General features: G+C 47.9%; 20 protein-coding genes. 9 read left to right on the top strand and 11 right to left on the bottom strand.

Annotated elements, in window-relative coordinates; all coding sequences use genetic code 11:
• Positions 1-226: 226 nt before the first annotated feature.
• Together IQ294_RS02140 and IQ294_RS02135 are read right to left on the bottom strand one after the other, a co-directional pair.
• Positions 227-721, bottom strand: coding sequence for a cupin domain-containing protein (locus IQ294_RS02140; RefSeq protein WP_203332365.1), 495 nt, complete (start codon positions 719-721; stop codon positions 227-229).
• 71 nt (positions 722-792) lie between these two features.
• A complete protein-coding gene (locus IQ294_RS02135; RefSeq protein WP_203332364.1) occupies positions 793-1,443 on the bottom strand; it encodes a LytTR family DNA-binding domain-containing protein in 651 nt (216 codons plus the stop codon).
• Positions 1,444-1,616: 173 nt separating this feature from the next.
• Here IQ294_RS02135 and aceA point away from each other — a divergent pair, with 173 nt between their 5' ends.
• The 3 genes from aceA to yhfH are packed head-to-tail and all read left to right on the top strand — an operon-like array spanning position 1,617 to position 4,659.
• Positions 1,617-2,909 (top strand): isocitrate lyase, encoded by a 1,293-nt coding sequence (gene aceA / locus IQ294_RS02130; protein ID WP_203332363.1) that lies wholly within the window; start codon positions 1,617-1,619, stop codon positions 2,907-2,909.
• A 6-nt stretch (positions 2,910-2,915) separates the two neighbouring features.
• Positions 2,916-4,508 (top strand): malate synthase A, encoded by a 1,593-nt coding sequence (gene aceB, locus IQ294_RS02125; protein WP_203332362.1) that lies wholly within the window; start codon positions 2,916-2,918, stop codon positions 4,506-4,508.
• Between the two features lie 19 nt (positions 4,509-4,527).
• Positions 4,528-4,659: a protein YhfH gene (gene yhfH / locus IQ294_RS02120; RefSeq protein WP_203332361.1), complete on the top strand. Its 132-nt coding sequence runs from the start codon at positions 4,528-4,530 to the stop codon at positions 4,657-4,659.
• Between the two features lie 228 nt (positions 4,660-4,887).
• Here yhfH and IQ294_RS02115 read toward each other — a convergent pair whose 3' ends face one another.
• Positions 4,888-5,178 (bottom strand): hypothetical protein, encoded by a 291-nt coding sequence (locus tag IQ294_RS02115; RefSeq protein ID WP_203332360.1) that lies wholly within the window; start codon positions 5,176-5,178, stop codon positions 4,888-4,890.
• A 138-nt stretch (positions 5,179-5,316) separates the two neighbouring features.
• Between IQ294_RS02115 and IQ294_RS02110 the strand changes: the two genes are divergently transcribed.
• Positions 5,317-5,982 carry an HAD family hydrolase gene (locus tag IQ294_RS02110; protein ID WP_238942589.1) on the top strand — a complete coding sequence of 222 codons (666 nt, stop codon included), beginning with the start codon at positions 5,317-5,319 and terminating at the stop codon, positions 5,980-5,982.
• Positions 5,983-6,039: 57 nt separating this feature from the next.
• Here IQ294_RS02110 and IQ294_RS02105 read toward each other — a convergent pair whose 3' ends face one another.
• Together IQ294_RS02105 and IQ294_RS02100 are read right to left on the bottom strand one after the other, a co-directional pair.
• The gene (locus tag IQ294_RS02105) at positions 6,040-6,240 is read right to left on the bottom strand and encodes a hypothetical protein (protein ID WP_203332358.1); all 201 of its coding nucleotides are present in this window, start codon (positions 6,238-6,240) and stop codon (positions 6,040-6,042) included.
• A gap of 21 nt (positions 6,241-6,261) precedes the next feature.
• Positions 6,262-6,918, bottom strand: a complete 657-nt coding sequence (locus IQ294_RS02100) for a pyroglutamyl-peptidase I (protein WP_203332734.1) — start codon at positions 6,916-6,918, stop codon at positions 6,262-6,264.
• A 166-nt stretch (positions 6,919-7,084) separates the two neighbouring features.
• Between IQ294_RS02100 and IQ294_RS02095 the strand changes: the two genes are divergently transcribed.
• From IQ294_RS02095 to IQ294_RS02080, 4 genes are all read left to right on the top strand, one after another.
• Entirely contained in the window at positions 7,085-7,855 is a 771-nt protein-coding gene (locus IQ294_RS02095) for an ABC transporter substrate-binding protein (RefSeq protein ID WP_203332357.1), read from the top strand.
• Positions 7,856-7,933: 78 nt separating this feature from the next.
• Positions 7,934-8,593, top strand: coding sequence for an amino acid ABC transporter permease (locus IQ294_RS02090; RefSeq protein ID WP_203332356.1), 660 nt, complete (start codon positions 7,934-7,936; stop codon positions 8,591-8,593).
• The gene (locus IQ294_RS02085) at positions 8,586-9,308 is read left to right on the top strand and encodes an ATP-binding cassette domain-containing protein (RefSeq protein ID WP_203332355.1); all 723 of its coding nucleotides are present in this window, start codon (positions 8,586-8,588) and stop codon (positions 9,306-9,308) included. The genes IQ294_RS02090 and IQ294_RS02085 overlap by 8 nt, the downstream gene beginning before the upstream one ends.
• Before the next feature lie 189 nt (positions 9,309-9,497).
• Complete coding sequence (locus IQ294_RS02080) at positions 9,498-10,385, top strand: hypothetical protein (protein WP_203332354.1); 888 nt, start codon at positions 9,498-9,500, stop codon at positions 10,383-10,385.
• Positions 10,386-10,425: 40 nt separating this feature from the next.
• Here IQ294_RS02080 and IQ294_RS02075 read toward each other — a convergent pair whose 3' ends face one another.
• Positions 10,426-11,217, bottom strand: a complete 792-nt coding sequence (locus IQ294_RS02075) for a serine hydrolase (RefSeq protein WP_203332353.1) — start codon at positions 11,215-11,217, stop codon at positions 10,426-10,428.
• A 151-nt stretch (positions 11,218-11,368) separates the two neighbouring features.
• Between IQ294_RS02075 and IQ294_RS02070 the strand changes: the two genes are divergently transcribed.
• Positions 11,369-11,542, top strand: coding sequence for a hypothetical protein (locus tag IQ294_RS02070; RefSeq protein WP_203332352.1), 174 nt, complete (start codon positions 11,369-11,371; stop codon positions 11,540-11,542).
• Between the two features lie 97 nt (positions 11,543-11,639).
• Here IQ294_RS02070 and IQ294_RS02065 read toward each other — a convergent pair whose 3' ends face one another.
• From IQ294_RS02065 to IQ294_RS02045, 5 genes are all read right to left on the bottom strand, one after another.
• Complete coding sequence (locus tag IQ294_RS02065) at positions 11,640-12,650, bottom strand: LLM class flavin-dependent oxidoreductase (protein WP_203332351.1); 1,011 nt, start codon at positions 12,648-12,650, stop codon at positions 11,640-11,642.
• A 127-nt stretch (positions 12,651-12,777) separates the two neighbouring features.
• Positions 12,778-13,560: an STAS domain-containing protein gene (locus tag IQ294_RS02060; protein ID WP_203332350.1), complete on the bottom strand. Its 783-nt coding sequence runs from the start codon at positions 13,558-13,560 to the stop codon at positions 12,778-12,780.
• Positions 13,547-14,194, bottom strand: coding sequence for a cobalamin B12-binding domain-containing protein (locus IQ294_RS02055; RefSeq protein WP_203332349.1), 648 nt, complete (start codon positions 14,192-14,194; stop codon positions 13,547-13,549). The genes IQ294_RS02060 and IQ294_RS02055 overlap by 14 nt, the downstream gene beginning before the upstream one ends.
• A gap of 16 nt (positions 14,195-14,210) precedes the next feature.
• The gene (locus IQ294_RS02050) at positions 14,211-14,564 is read right to left on the bottom strand and encodes a hypothetical protein (RefSeq protein WP_203332348.1); all 354 of its coding nucleotides are present in this window, start codon (positions 14,562-14,564) and stop codon (positions 14,211-14,213) included.
• Positions 14,561-14,866 (bottom strand): antibiotic biosynthesis monooxygenase family protein, encoded by a 306-nt coding sequence (locus IQ294_RS02045; RefSeq protein WP_203332347.1) that lies wholly within the window; start codon positions 14,864-14,866, stop codon positions 14,561-14,563. Before IQ294_RS02045 ends, IQ294_RS02050 begins: the two co-directional genes overlap by 4 nt.
• Between the last annotated feature and the right edge of the window lie 53 nt (positions 14,867-14,919).

Here is a 14,919-nt window from a genome sequence, read left to right as displayed (position 1 = left end):
GAAAAGCGACGGCACCCGTTTCGCTCCGAAAGGCATAAGACGGAATAGCGGAGCAGCGTTCTTTGCTGCATAGCTGGGCCGGCTTAAGACCCGAGGAGCTGGGTCGCTGGAGTCTGGACACGAAAACACTCCATCCCGACAGTCCTAAACTAAAGAAATATCCCCTGCCCACAATTATTGTGGCCAGGGGATATTTTTCTGTCAAAATCAAATCATCCATATTTTTTTATGTCCATTCTTTTAATAACGGCCCTTCATTGCCGTAAACCGGGTCTGTTTTCGGCAATGGTGCATTCTGGATATCTTCCAGCACATATGGGCGTTCACCGATATCCCCGACCTTCTTATTCGGGCTGACCCCTCCCGGATATGCGCCGACTATTTGAAAGTCAGCGCTGGCAGAAATTTTTTTGTGACCGGTGCCTGCCGGCAGAACCGCTACGTCGCCTGTGTGCACTTCCACTTCCTGTCCCTCTTCCCCGCCAAGCAACAGTAAGGCCGATCCTGAACGAACACCCAGTACTTCATGGGTATTGCTGTGGTAATGGTGGTAATCGAATACTCCGTTTGTCCAGCTGTTCGTCCAGCCATTCTTATTGAACGTCTCTTCGATTGTTTCCGGATTGTCTTTGAATGCTCCCGGATAAATTGCCACCGCTAACGATTCATTGTTCGGAATCATGCCATCATCTTCAAATTTTATGAATTTCATCTTTTCCATCAGTCGATCACTCCAAAGCTTTTTACAGGACTTTACCCTGCCTGCAGGAAATTAATCAGGCCAATGGAGTGTCAGAACCCTAATCGCTCCCTGATGGAGGCGGCATAGTTCTGGCTGACCGGCAGCAGTGAGCCGTCTTTCATGGTCAGCACATAATTTGAAGAAACGTCGCGTGCGATTTCTTCTATATAATTGATATTCACAATATAAGATCGGTGCACCGGCAGAAAATAATCCGGCAATTGATATCTTAAATTCTTCAATGTATGGATGGCGCAATAGGTTTCCTCATCAGCATAGAACCAGGTCTTTTTTTGGCTGCTTTCAATATGCGAAACTTGGTCGATCTTCACCGGCCGCCAGTTATCCTCCAGTTTTCCCGTCAGGAAGCGCAAGGGCTGTTTGCTGCGGATAAGGAAGTCCTGCGGAAGAATGACGACGATGACAGCAGACTGCCCCTTAATATCAACAGGGTATCCGATGCCATAATAAGCGGAACCCAATACGGATTCTTCCACCAGCTTTTCTACCCGTTCCCCTTCCTTATATGCGAGTTCAGCGATGCTTCCTTCCTGAACCTTCTCACCCTTTAGAATCTGCAGATCATGTGCGCCCGCTTTGAAATACACGTAGCGGCCGCCGACTGCGACCGCTATTGATGCGTCTTTTGGAATCCAATCCCCCATGATGAAACCCATTTGTTCAATGAAAGCTGTTTCCATACCCGATTCCCCTTCCAAATGTGTTTGTCGCGATATATCCTCTTTTATCCCCCAGTAAAACCGTTCATCCGATTTTCATGACGGAGGGAATTTTCTGTTATATATTAATATACAACAAAACAAACTGTATTAATACAGTGATAAAAAATTTTTTATTCGAAGGGAATGGTTTGATGGTCAGCAAGCAGCAGCAAATTGAAGAATTGAAAAGAAGCTGGGAACAGGACAGCAGATGGAACGGCATTACCCGCCCTTATTTGGCAGAAGATGTAGTGAAACTTCGTGGCTCCGTCCAAATCGAATATACCCTCGCAAAACGCGGTGCCGAACGTCTTTTCCGTTCCATCCACGAAACGGATTTTGTCAATGCACTTGGAGCGTTGACTGGCAACCAGGCAGTACAGCAGGTCAAAGCAGGCCTGCAGGCGATTTACCTGAGCGGCTGGCAAGTGGCAGCCGATGCCAACTCATCGGGACAGATGTACCCGGACCAGAGTTTATATCCGGTCGATTCCGTGCCGAATGTCGTCAAGAAAATCAACCAGGCATTGCAGCGCGCCGACCAGATCGACAATGTCGAAGGCACGGAAGGCATCGACTGGTTCGCACCGATCGTCGCAGATGCGGAAGCTGGATTCGGCGGCCCGCTGAATGTTTTCGAATTGATGAAAGCGATGATCGAAGCGGGTGCAGCCGGCGTCCACTTCGAAGATCAACTTGCTTCAGAGAAAAAATGCGGCCATCTCGGCGGCAAAGTGCTGCAGCCGACACAAAATGCCGTGCGAAATTTAATATCTGCCCGGCTTGCGGCAGACGTGATGGGTGTTCCGACTTTGCTGATCGCAAGAACAGATGCGGATGCGGCAGACTTGATCACAAGCGACATCGATCCTGCCGACCACCGTTTCATCACGGGCGAACGCACACCGGAAGGCTTCTACCGTACGAACCCCGGCATCGACCAGGCCATTGCCCGCGGACTCGCTTATGCGCCGTATGCAGATCTGGTATGGTGTGAAACGTCGCATCCGAATCTCGAGGAAGCTCAAGTTTTCGCGGATGCCATCCATGCTGAATATCCCGGTAAGTTGCTGGCGTATAATTGTTCTCCTTCATTCAACTGGAAAGCGAAACTAGATGAAGAGACCATCGCGAAATACCAGGTCGAACTCGGCAAGATGGGGTATAAATTCCAGTTCGTTACGCTGGCAGGCTTCCATGCACTCAACCACAGCATGTTTGAACTTGCCCATGATTATAAAGACCACGGCATGGCCGCCTACTCGAAACTGCAGCAGGCTGAATTCGCCAGCGAAGAAAAAGGCTATACGGCGACACGCCACCAGCGCGAAGTCGGCACAGGCTATTTCGACGAAGTATCACAGATCATTTCCGGCGGCACAAGCTCGACTACCGCAATGAAAGGGTCTACTGAAACAGCTCAATTCCAGACGGTGAAAGGGTGATGCAGTTTGATTACCAAATCGGCTATTAAAATCACTGCACATATTACACCGGACATGGAAAAGATCCTGACGCCGGAAGCGCTCCAATTCGTCGAGAAGCTCCACGTGAATTTCGACCAGCGCCGCCGCGATTTGCTGGACCGGCAACAAGTTCGCCAGAAAGAATTGAACGCCGGCAAGAAGCTCGATTTCCTGCCGGAAACGCAGCACATCCGGGAAGATGACTGGACCGTCGCTCCCCTGCCGGATGATATGAAAGACCGGCGAGTTGAAATAACAGGCCCGACGAACCGCAAGATGCTCATCAATGCCTTGAATTCCGGAGCGAAGATGTTCATGGCGGATCTGGAAGATGCCACTGCGCCGAATTGGTTCAATGTGATCGACGGCCAGGTGAATCTATACGATGCGGTTCGCCGTCAAATCGATTTCGAGATTCCTGAAACAGGCAAAAAATATGCCTTGAATGAAGAAACAGCCGTATTGATGGTACGCCCCCGCGGCTGGCATTTGCCGGAGAAGAATATTGAAATCGGCGGTCGCGCCGCTTCCGGCAGCCTCGTCGATTTCGGATTGTATTTCTTCCATAACGCGAAAGAATTGATCAGCCGCGGTTCCGGCCCTTACTTCTATTTGCCGAAACTTGAAAGCCATCTCGAAGCGCGTCTATGGAATGATGTTTTCGTCTTCGCGCAGCAAGAGCTGGGCATTCCCTACGGTTCTATCCGCGCAACGGTGCTGATCGAAACGATTCTTGCAGCGTTTGAAATGGATGAGATCCTGTATGAACTTCGTGACCATTCCGCCGGCCTCAACTGCGGCCGCTGGGATTATATCTTTTCCGTCATCAAACGGATGCGCGGCAATCCCGATTACATCTTCCCGGACCGCTCCCAGGTGACGATGACGGTGCCATTTATGAGAGCGTATACATTGCTCTGCATCAAAACCTGCCACCGCAGAGGCGCACCGGCGATGGGCGGCATGGCTGCCCAGATTCCCGTTAAAGGTGACGACAGAGCCAATCGTGCGGCTTTCGCAAAAGTGGCTGAAGACAAACGCCGCGAAGTGACGGACGGCCACGATGGCACTTGGGTCGCCCATCCAGGAATGGTCGGTGTTGCGATGGAGCAATTCGATGAACATATGCCGACGCCGAACCAGATTGACAGACAGCGTGAAGATGTGAACGTCACCGCTGACGAACTTGTTGAAGTTCCACACGGTACGATTACCGAAGAAGGCTTACGCTCCAATATCTCGGTCGGCATCCAATATATCGCGTCCTGGCTGTCCGGCAATGGCGCCGCTCCCATCAACAATCTGATGGAAGACGCTGCGACTGCTGAAATTTCCCGCTCCCAGGTCTGGCAATGGATCCGCCATCCAAAGGGAATCCTTGAAGATGGCCGTATGATCAATGTAAGTTTATTCCATGAATTTCTTGATGAAGAAACCGATAAGATCAAAAATCTGGTCGGTGAAGAAGTTTATGTTTCGGGTAATTATGCCGCTGCCAGGGAATTGTTTGCAAAGCTGACATTGGAAAATGATTTTGCTGAGTTTCTGACACTGCCTGGGTATGACAAACTAAACTAATTTATTGGAGGAGATCATGATGAAAAACATGCAGACAACTTACGGGATACGCCATAAGAAAGAATGCCGCGAATGTGGAGCTGAGATCCAGGAACAGCGGGAATCGATCGTCTACGAATGCGAGCGCTGCATGGGACATGGTGAGGAATAGAGCTTTTTGAGGAGGCGGTCCGCTGGGTGCGGTCCGTCTTTTTTTATGGGAGAATTTGGTTCCGGATAGTATTTTTGATATCCGGACAGTATTTCGGCTAACCCGGACAGTATTTTTCATATCCGGATAGTATTTGGGCCAATCCGGATAGTATATCCAAATAATTGGTAATTCAACACGAAGATCACATTTAAAAACCAGGCATCATCTGCCTGGCTGTCAAAGATACTATTCCTGTTTGGAAGATTTGATGCGGTAACGCGAATCCTCTTCCAGTTTGTTGAAGACTTCAATGTAGCGGGTGCCTTTGCCACTTTCTTCAGCTGGCGCCTCATCGCCGATCACATCTTTCAGCGGTTCCATCACGGGCTCGATGACACGTGAATCAAAATCGTCCATCAGCCCCTGAAGTTCCGCATAACCTTCAATTCCCTTATCTTTTTGTACTTTATCAAAAAGCTGTTCCGACTCCTCGATCGTCAGCTCGACGTAGCCAACTGTTATTCGCTGCTTTTGCATGTTCATCCCTCCAGTCAAGTTAATCCGATTTCTTCTCCTATACCCTGCCCGGGAAATTCCATAAACATTTTCTGGGAACTGGAAGGCGCCTCTGATTTCCGTTATGATAAAGAAAAGATATTCCATGAAACCGGAGTGATGACTGTGCGTGTAGCAATATTCGATTTTGACGGAACCCTGTACTCGAAAGAAACTTTTCAATTGATGATGACCCATTTAAAAAATCATCCGGAACACAGTTTGCGCTATCGCCGTTTTTATCGTGCCATCATGCCTCCTTATCTTGGCCATAAATTCAAGATTTATCCGGAAGCAAAAATGCGTGCACGTTCTGTCCAGGCTTACCTGATGGCACTTGAAACATTCAGCCAGACGGAACTGGAACACTATTTCAGCGAAATAGCTGACAAGATGCATGACGACATGAATAGCCGCGTGGTGGAACGCCTGCGCCAGCATGTCGCCGACAATGTATATGTCATGCTGGTGTCAGGCGCTTTCCTGCCGTTGCTCCGGGCAGTCACACAAAAGCTGCCGATCGAGAAAATCATCGGCACGGAAATCCATTACAAAGACGGCATCCTCGATCACCGGACACCTGTCACACATATACAGGGCTCCCTGAAGACCGAGAAAATCCGGGAAGCTCTGGATGGACAGGAAATCGACTGGCCGAACAGCTTTGCCTATGGCGACAGCTTTTCCGACCTGCCTGTGCTCGAACTGGTCGGCAATCCGGTCGCCGTTCAACCAGAACCCCGTCTCCGTTCAGTTGCTGAACAGCGTTCCTGGGAAATCCTATAAAATAAAAGCAGATGACAGTCAGGTCTAACCCCTGACGTTCATCTGCTTTTTCATTCCTTAACTATCCTCTTTGGCTGTTTCCCGGTTCTTCATGACACCAAAAATAACCAAGCCGACGAAGAACAGGCATAAAATTGCAAATACGGTTCCGTAGCCCACTTCATCAATACTAAAATTTTGGTAAGCATACATAGCCATAGCGATGGAACTGAAAAGCAGCGCCGCCAATATGAATGAGTGTATTTTCACTTTCCTCATCCTATCCCCACCTTTTTGAATTCAACTTTCAGTGGACAGTCCCGTCGCCTCACTGTCCGTGGCTTCCATTTCCTCAGCAGCCAATACTTCCAGACAAATTCGTACACCCTTCGCCAAATCCCGGTGCGGCCAGCTTGGCACATTGCCATGTTCAATGGCCAGCTCATGTGAAGCGGGCATATGAATAAACCCGGATGGAACCTCCTTCTTATGAATAATTCCATGATGCAATGCCTCATACATAATATTGTTGCATAAATATGCACCGGCAGTATTGGAAATATCGGCAGGCAATCCTTCTTCTTTCAGTCGAGTGACCATCTTCCGGATCGGGAGCGTCGACAGATATGCCGCTTCCCCTTCCTTTTGAATCGGTTCATCCACCGGCTTGTTGCCTATATTATCCACTGGCCCATATTTAAAATTGATGGCGATGCGTTCCGGCGTCATCTTGAAACGGCCTGCAGCCAATCCAAGCGATACGACGGCATCCGGTTTTATTTCTTCAATCATCTCCACCAGCATTCTGCCGGCAATAGAGAAATCGACAGGCAGTATTCCGCCAATCACCTCATAATTACCGATAATGGTACCATCCAGATCTTCAACCACCCTCATCGTCGGGTTCACCGAGAAATCCAGAAACGGTTCAAATCCTGTCAACAGTAATTTCTTCAAAGCCATATCCCCACCTCTAGTTAATCATACAATAAAATTGCGTTAAATGCAGAATAATCAAAATACATAATTATTCATTTAAAAGCATAATTACCCTTTACAATGCATATTTTATGACTTATTATACAGTATAACGAATAAAAATACTGATAAGGGGCGAAAACAAATGAAAAAGAACTCGGTGATTTTTGGTTTATTGGTGTCCAGTGCTTTGGTGTTAGGGGCATGCGGGGATGATACTGCAGCCGGCGAAGCGGAAAAGAAAGTACTTGAAATGGGGACATCTGCAGAATTCGCTCCATTTGAATCACGCAATCCACAAGGTGAAATCGTCGGTTTCGATATCGATCTCGCCAATTACATAGCGGATGAACTGGGATATGAACTGGAGATCAAGGATATGAAGTTTGACGGATTGATTGGTGCGCTTCAAAACGACCGGGTAGATATGGTCCTTGCTGGAATGTCGGCTACCGATTCACGCAAAAAGAATGTTGATTTCTCTACTGAATACAATCATTCCGGAGAAATGTTCGTTACACCGAAAGGTTCTGATGTAACAAGCCTTGAAGATCTTGAAGGACAGAAAGTCGGCGTTCAGCTCGGCACGATCCAGGAAGAAGGCGCGAAGAAAATCCTTGAAGAAGAAGGCCTCGATTTTGAACTGAAAGCATTGGATGACTCAGGAGCATTGATCCAGGAAATCCTTTCCGGCCGCATCGAAGTCGCTTATATGGATAAGGAAGTGGCACTCGGCTATCTGGCACAGCAGGATCTCGATGCATTTGATGACCCGACAACAAGTTCGCCGGGTATGGCTGTCGCATTCCCTAAAGGCAGCGACTTGGTGGATGACGTCAATGAAGTGCTGGCAGAAGCGGAGGATACCGGATTCTTGAAAGAGCTTCAGGACAAATGGCTGAGCGAAGAAAAATAAAATCAAACCGAATCTGAGGATCCCTATCCTTGGATTCTTCCTTTATCAAAATCTTTAACCGGAAAAGAGCTGTTTCCCATGAATCTCGATTTTGCACAAATCGTCCCTTATATCCCGTTCATGCTGAAAGGGATTTGGACTACGCTTCAATTCGTCTTCGTCGCCATCATACTCGGTTCCATACTCGGAACTGTACTCGCCTTGTTCAAGATCGGCTCCATCAAATCCCTTCGCTGGTTCGCGGAAGGCTATACGTCGGTGTTCCGCGGCACGCCGCTGATCCTTCAGCTGATGATCATCTACTATTCCGTTCCTCAGCTGACAGGCTATGATATCAACCCCTTTATGTCCGCCGTACTCGCATTCGGGCTGAATTCATCCGCTTATATTTCTGAAATCATCCGAGCGGGCATACAGGCTGTGGATAAAGGCCAGCTGGAAGCGGCTCAGGCGCTTGGCATTTCATATGGCGACATGATGAAAGACATTATTTTACCGCAGGCGCTGAAGAACATCCTGCCGGCTTTGATGAACGAATTCATCACCCTTACAAAAGAGTCGGCCATCGTCTCGACGATCGGCTATCTTGATCTGATGCGCCGCGCACAAGTCGTCGGCTCCGACCTGTTCCGCAATTTCGAACCGCTGCTGTTTGTCGGATTCCTGTACTGGTGCATGGTGATGGTGCTTACTGTCATCGGAAGAATGTTGGAACGGAGGCTGAAGTTAAGTGATTAAAGTACAAAAACTCTATAAGAAATTCGGTGAAAATTTGGTGCTGAATGACATTTCAGCCACGATTCAGCAAGGCGAGGTCGTATCGATCATCGGTCCATCGGGGTCCGGCAAATCGACGTTCCTCCGGTGCATGAATTTACTCGAGACCCCGACATCCGGAACAATCCTGATCAATGATGTCGACCTGACTGCCAAAGGCGCCAACATCAATAAAAGCCGGCAGCAGATCGGCATGGTCTTCCAGCATTTCCATCTGTTCCCGCATTTGACCGTGCTTGAAAACCTGACGTATGCACCGGTTAAAGCAAAAGGATTGAAGCGGCCGGAAGCCAATCAAAAAGCGATAGAATTGCTGAAGCGTGTCGGCTTATCCGATAAAGCAGCCGCTTATCCCGCCAGTTTATCAGGCGGCCAGAAACAGCGTGTAGCAATTGCCCGGGCACTTGCCATGGAACCGGCATTGCTGCTGTTCGATGAACCGACCTCCGCGCTCGATCCGGAGATGGTTAAGGAAGTGCTCGATGTTATGAAAGATCTCGCAAAATCGGGCATGACGATGGTTGTTGTTACACATGAAATGGGCTTTGCGCGGGAAGTCGCCGACCGTGTGATCTTTCTCGACCACGGAAGCCTCGTCGAAGAAGGTCCGCCGGCCTCCTTTTTCGCCAATCCGAAAACAGAGCGTGCGCGTGGCTTTTTGGAGAAAGTGCTATAAGATATTTCTATTATTTCTTTAGCTCAACTTATATAACCAGTGGATCCCCTTTTCCACTGGCTTTTTTATTTCCCATTGAAAGTCCGCGTCTTGAATGTTCATCTATTGCTCAAAACTGCCGTCCGCATAGCTGAAGATGCCATGTTATACTTATGGCAATGCGTCACGAAGAAATTTGAGGTGGAAATTTTGTTCAGAAAATTAATGATTCTCCTGCTGGTGTTATTTTTCATGGCCATGATTGTATTTACAGCTGTCATGTTCTTGACGAACGAAGAAACGATTTATGATGAAGACGGCGTTGAATTGGCTATCAAAAAACCGACATTCATCACACTCGGTGAACCTGAAATAACAGAAGAAGCTACGGATAAGACCCTTGTTCACAACTTGACTTTCCTTGGGCTCGACATGGGCTCCTATACGATGACCAAGCGTGAACTGGAAAACGGCGCCGTCATCATTTTCGATGAAATGCATAATGATGGCTGGATGCCGGTTGCCGTCACCTTGATCCATCCAGGCCTTGGAGACCCGGAAGTTAAATCGTGGAATCCACGTCCAGTCCTGGCAGAGGCTGATGATGTCTTTGGAGCAGACCCGACCAGCAACCCTTTTGGCACCGTTACGGCTGGGGCTAAGCATTTCCTGCACGGCAATTTATATGTATCCCGCATCATTCCGCAGGAAAACAACGGCGAGGCATATGAACTGCGGACAGAAAATCCGGAATTCGAAATCGAAGAAGGCGCGATGGAGAAAAGTTTCTGGCTCCCGCCGAAGCATTATGTCCACACCTGGATGATGATCGCAGACGAACCGTTCTTTGCTGATGAAGCAACAGAAGATCAATGGATCGAATTTGCCCTCGATCATCGTTACCAGCAATTGAATTGGCTGACGCCGGAAGGCCCTCTTGTCAAATTGCCGATCACGGATGATCCACGCACTGCCCTTGCCTACGGCTATATTGACGAACGGACGGCAGATCCAGCTTCACAGGAATGGAATGAAACATCGCCTTCCTTCTTTTTCGAAACGATGCTCCTGAATGCAGAGGCTTCAGAGGCCAACTGAAAATAGACAAAACCCGGCTGATTTCAAATTCAGCCGGGTTTTATTCGGTTTTCAGCCAGTCATAAATATAGCCGCCAATTTCAGCAATCAGTTCCTGGCCGGTATGGTTATTCGGCGACTCATCAAGCAGGACGGCAGCATAGACTTTATGGCCCCGATACACGAATATCCCTGCGTCGTTCACCACTCCTGGGAGACCACCGGATTTGGAAGCGACCGTTACTTCATCGTCTTCATCGATGCGGCCATGCAGATTGGCCAGCAATTGCTGCTGCTTCAATACGTGCAGCACACGTTTCCGGCTGTCTGCCGATAACAGATCCCCAGAATCCACAGCTTTCAGCATGGCCACCAGGTCCGCTGAAGACGTATAATTATCCAGTCCCTGCCTGATTGCATCGACATCCATGAATCCACGTTCCAGCACCGTCTCCGAACATCCGAGTTCATCCATCAATGCATTGATATGATCGATTCCGACTCTCTGGATGGCCATATTGGAAGCTGTATTATCGGACACGATGATCATCAATGTCAATAAGTCCTCCATCGACATCTCCTTTACCGAATTCAAATGGAATAAGACGCCCGACCCTTCTGTGAAATCTTCCGGTTTGAATTTTACTGATTCATGCAACTTCAATTCATTGCGGTCTATCTGCCGATATGCTTCCAGCAAGATGGCCAATTTGATCGTACTTGCAGACCTCATCTTCAGATGCCCATTTATATCGATCCGGCTGCGGGCCGTCTCAATGATTGCTGAAGCTTTTCCCGGAAAACGATGAATGGCATTCTCTATAGTAGATTGGAGCAATCGATCTTTTTGCATGCTGCACCTCCCTCATTCTATTATACGATAAAGTTTCCTAAGTTTTTGGTTGTGGATACTTTAAATAATCTGAAAAATCAGTATAATGTAAGTGAAGGGAAATTCATCTTCCGAAGGTGCTTCATACTAATTCAGAAGGAGGCTGATAACAATGGAAAGAAATTTTCTGGATATAAAGGAAATGGAACTTCGATTGGATGAGGATTATAACGCAGCGTTGAATATGATTGGCGAAGGGGCCCCTGAATATGCACCATTCAATGAAGAAGATGATGCTCCGGCTGAGATGAAACGCAGTGAAACTAAAGCGAAAGATTTGCATTGACAGAAGCAGCTTTCTTTTAGATTAATCCTTTTCTCCATAGATGATGAAAATTTCCATGGGGAAACCCCGCTGTGATTCAACGGGGTTTTCCTTTACTTTATTTTTCCATCATGTCCGCTACGATTTCATAAGAACGGAGGCGGTCTTCGTGATGGAAGATCTGGGAGTTGACGATCAGCTCGTCAGCTCTTGTCTTATTGATGAATGCATTCAATTTTTCACGGATGACGTCCGGGGTGCCGACCATCGTCGATTCCGAATTCAGCTTTTCACGGAAAATCGCTATTTCACGGGGCGTCCATACCGATTCCAGATCGTCAATCGGTGCCTGGAATGTAGTAGGTTCACCCCGCATCAAACTGAACATCTGCTGCTGCTGGGAAGTGGCCAGCCATTCAGCGCGTTCCTGTGTATCAGCTGCAATGATATTGACACCAAGCATGGCATACGGCTTATCCAACGCTTTCGACGGCTTGAAATTCTGATGGTATAATTGCAGTGCCTGCATCATGTAATCTGGTGCAAAATGGCTCGCGAATGAAAACGGCAGCCCTTTTAATGCAGCAAGCTGAGCACTGAATCCACTTGAACCCAGCAGCCAGATCGGAATATCCAGATTGGTTCCGGGGTATGCTTTAACGCGGCCTTTCGGATCCGCTGAGAAATAGTTCTCGAGTTCCGCAACAAGCTGTGGAAATTCATCTCCAGTCGTGCCGAGCGTGCGGCGAAGAGCATAAGCCGTACCCTGGTCACTGCCCGGGGCACGCCCGAGTCCAAGATCGATGCGGCCCGGATAGATCGTTTCAAGCGTTCCGAACTGTTCCGCAATGACGAGCGGCGCATGGTTCGGCAGCATCACACCGCCGGAGCCGACACGGATCGACTCTGTATGGCCGGCAATATGGCCGATCAGGACGGATGTCGCTGAACTGCCGATCCCCGGCATATTATGATGTTCTGCAAGCCAAAAACGGTTAAAGCCTAATTTTTCGACATGCTGGGCCAAATCGACACTATTCTTAAATGCCTGTGCTGTTCCATCGCCCTCATTGATCGGCGCCAGATCCAGCACAGCCAGCGGTATATCATTGAATTTCTTTACTGGCATAACTATCTTCACTCCTTCTCACCACAATTGTAGCGAATATCCTTTATTGTGACACTTTATTAGCCTGAGAAAGCAAATTCAACTAAAAAAAGCCGGCGCACCCGCCCGGCTTCCGCTAAATACAATATCATATATCGCTTGTTTTATGAGTCAGCCGGCGGTCGGATAAAACAGCTGCCAGAGAAGATTCGAAATTCAAGTTGATGGTCGATTTCAATCCATTAAGCTGTTTTGCATGCTCCGGCTTTACGCCAGTGATGATGCTCTCAGTCCCCATGATCTTGAATGTTTCCAGCAGTGATTCCAAATAATTCATGCCTTCAAGGCTTATCTGGTCCATCGCAGTCAAATCCAGAATAACAGTCTCAGCGTGCTTTTCGTAAACATCCTTCAGGATATGGTTCTGGATCGATTCAATTTTCCCGGAATCCAAATCCCCGAAAAACGGTATCAGCAAATGGCCGTATCCCAATTCGATCGTAGGGGCCGATAATTCCCTGACGCGCTGTAGTAAACGTTCTGTCCGCTCTTTTTCAAGCAATAGATTGTAATTGGTATCGCTCAGGCGGCTTCGGAGACTCGTCAGCTGGGCAGAAATTTTTGAAATCCCTTTATCTTTCGGCACGGCAGTGACTATGAGATCCGTTTCTCCAGCCGTCTTCCAATAAAGGTCGCAAAGCTTCGTTACACCGTCGTTGCCTTTAAAATCCAGTTCGACCGGACCATTCGAACCGGCATCAGTAAGAAACATTTCTGCTTTCGCTGCACTTCCCTCATCCAGAATCTCAAGGATCGAGGAGGCTTTTCCAAACATGTTTTGAGCAGCTTCTGAAGATGCCACAATATCCAGCTCATTCGTCAATTGGAAAGCCGGCAGCGGCCAGCCGGCAAATAAATCAGTTGAATTCATGTTCAGCCTCCTTTCCGGTTTGCAGCCATTCTTTTAATTGGAGCAAATCCTTTACTACCAATATTCCTTCAGAGCGCATTTTTGAAATATCAGCCGTTGAGACAGCACGGCCTCCTATTAGTATCGTCGGATTAAACTCAAGGGCGCGGAACGCTTCAGAATAAGCTTTCAATGCAGGCAGCCGATAGGCCAGTGCAGCTGACATCGCAATTACATCCGGACGGAAGCGGAGCGCAGATTCGATGGCCGGTTCCAATGGAAGGTTCGGCCCCATGTACTGGACTTCCCAGCCGTGCTCTTTAAATAAGGAAGATACCATTTTCAACCCGATATAATGGTCCTCTCCCTCGGGACCCAGGACCATCGCTTTCCGCTGAATGCCATTTTTCGGTTTGCGCTTCAATTCAGCTGCGGAAACGACAAAATCACAAATAGCAGTCGCCAGATGTTCATCGGCCACTGAAATACGGTTTTCCTGCCACCAATCTCCTATCAGGTACATCGCTGGCGTCAGCAAATCATGGTACAACTCGTCGTGCGAATGGTTTTCCAGATAGCCAAGAACAATTTCCAATGCTTTTTCGTCGTCGCCTGTCAGAAAAATCTCAGCCAGGTCCTTTGCTTGTATCGTCATGCCAGCCTCCTCTTGCTTAAGCCTGCCTTAAAAGATGATTCGCTTTTTCCAAACAGTTAAGCATAAACAATTCTTCTTTCTTTTCAACTTTCCCCGGCAGAATTGCCATCAAGCGTTCGAAATTATCAATAATGAGCGCCGTTTCGACTCCCCGGCTGCGCAGCACTGACTCCAGCCATTTTGTATAATCCAGGAAAATCGCTTCGTCTTCCATCGCGAATGCAGTTTCCAAATGGTCCAAATGATGATGATTATCCTTCTCAGTGTGGATGAACCCTTTTTCGCCAAAACGCTCCCACAGATCCGGATAAGCTTCATATATACTTTTTGCCGTTTCAGCTGCTATTGATTGCTTCGCTTCCAGTTTCATTCGGCAACCACCTCGTACTGGCGGACTGTCGGAATGATTCCAGCCAATTCCTGATCCGGATAATTCTTCTCCATATCATGGATCTCTTTGAATTCCTGGCTTCTTGCCCAGTTCAGATAAGCATCTTTAGACTCCCATTCCATATGGACAGTCAGCTCATTTTTCTTTTTCACATTCTGGATCAGTTTAAATGAAAGAAACCCCTCATTCCGATCCACACGCTTCGATCGGTTCCGGTAAATATCGATTACCTCATCCGCTTTTTCCGGTGAAACGAGAACCGTAGACGTAACAATATACATTTTTAGGGCCTCCCATTTTACATTCAATTCATAAAGTATAACATTACGCAAGT

Source organism: Planococcus beigongshangi (genome assembly GCF_016820495.1).
Classification (GTDB): domain Bacteria; phylum Bacillota; class Bacilli; order Bacillales_A; family Planococcaceae; genus Planococcus; species Planococcus beigongshangi.
Note: the sequence above shows the minus strand (reverse complement) of the source record. Positions and strands in the feature narration are given on the sequence as shown.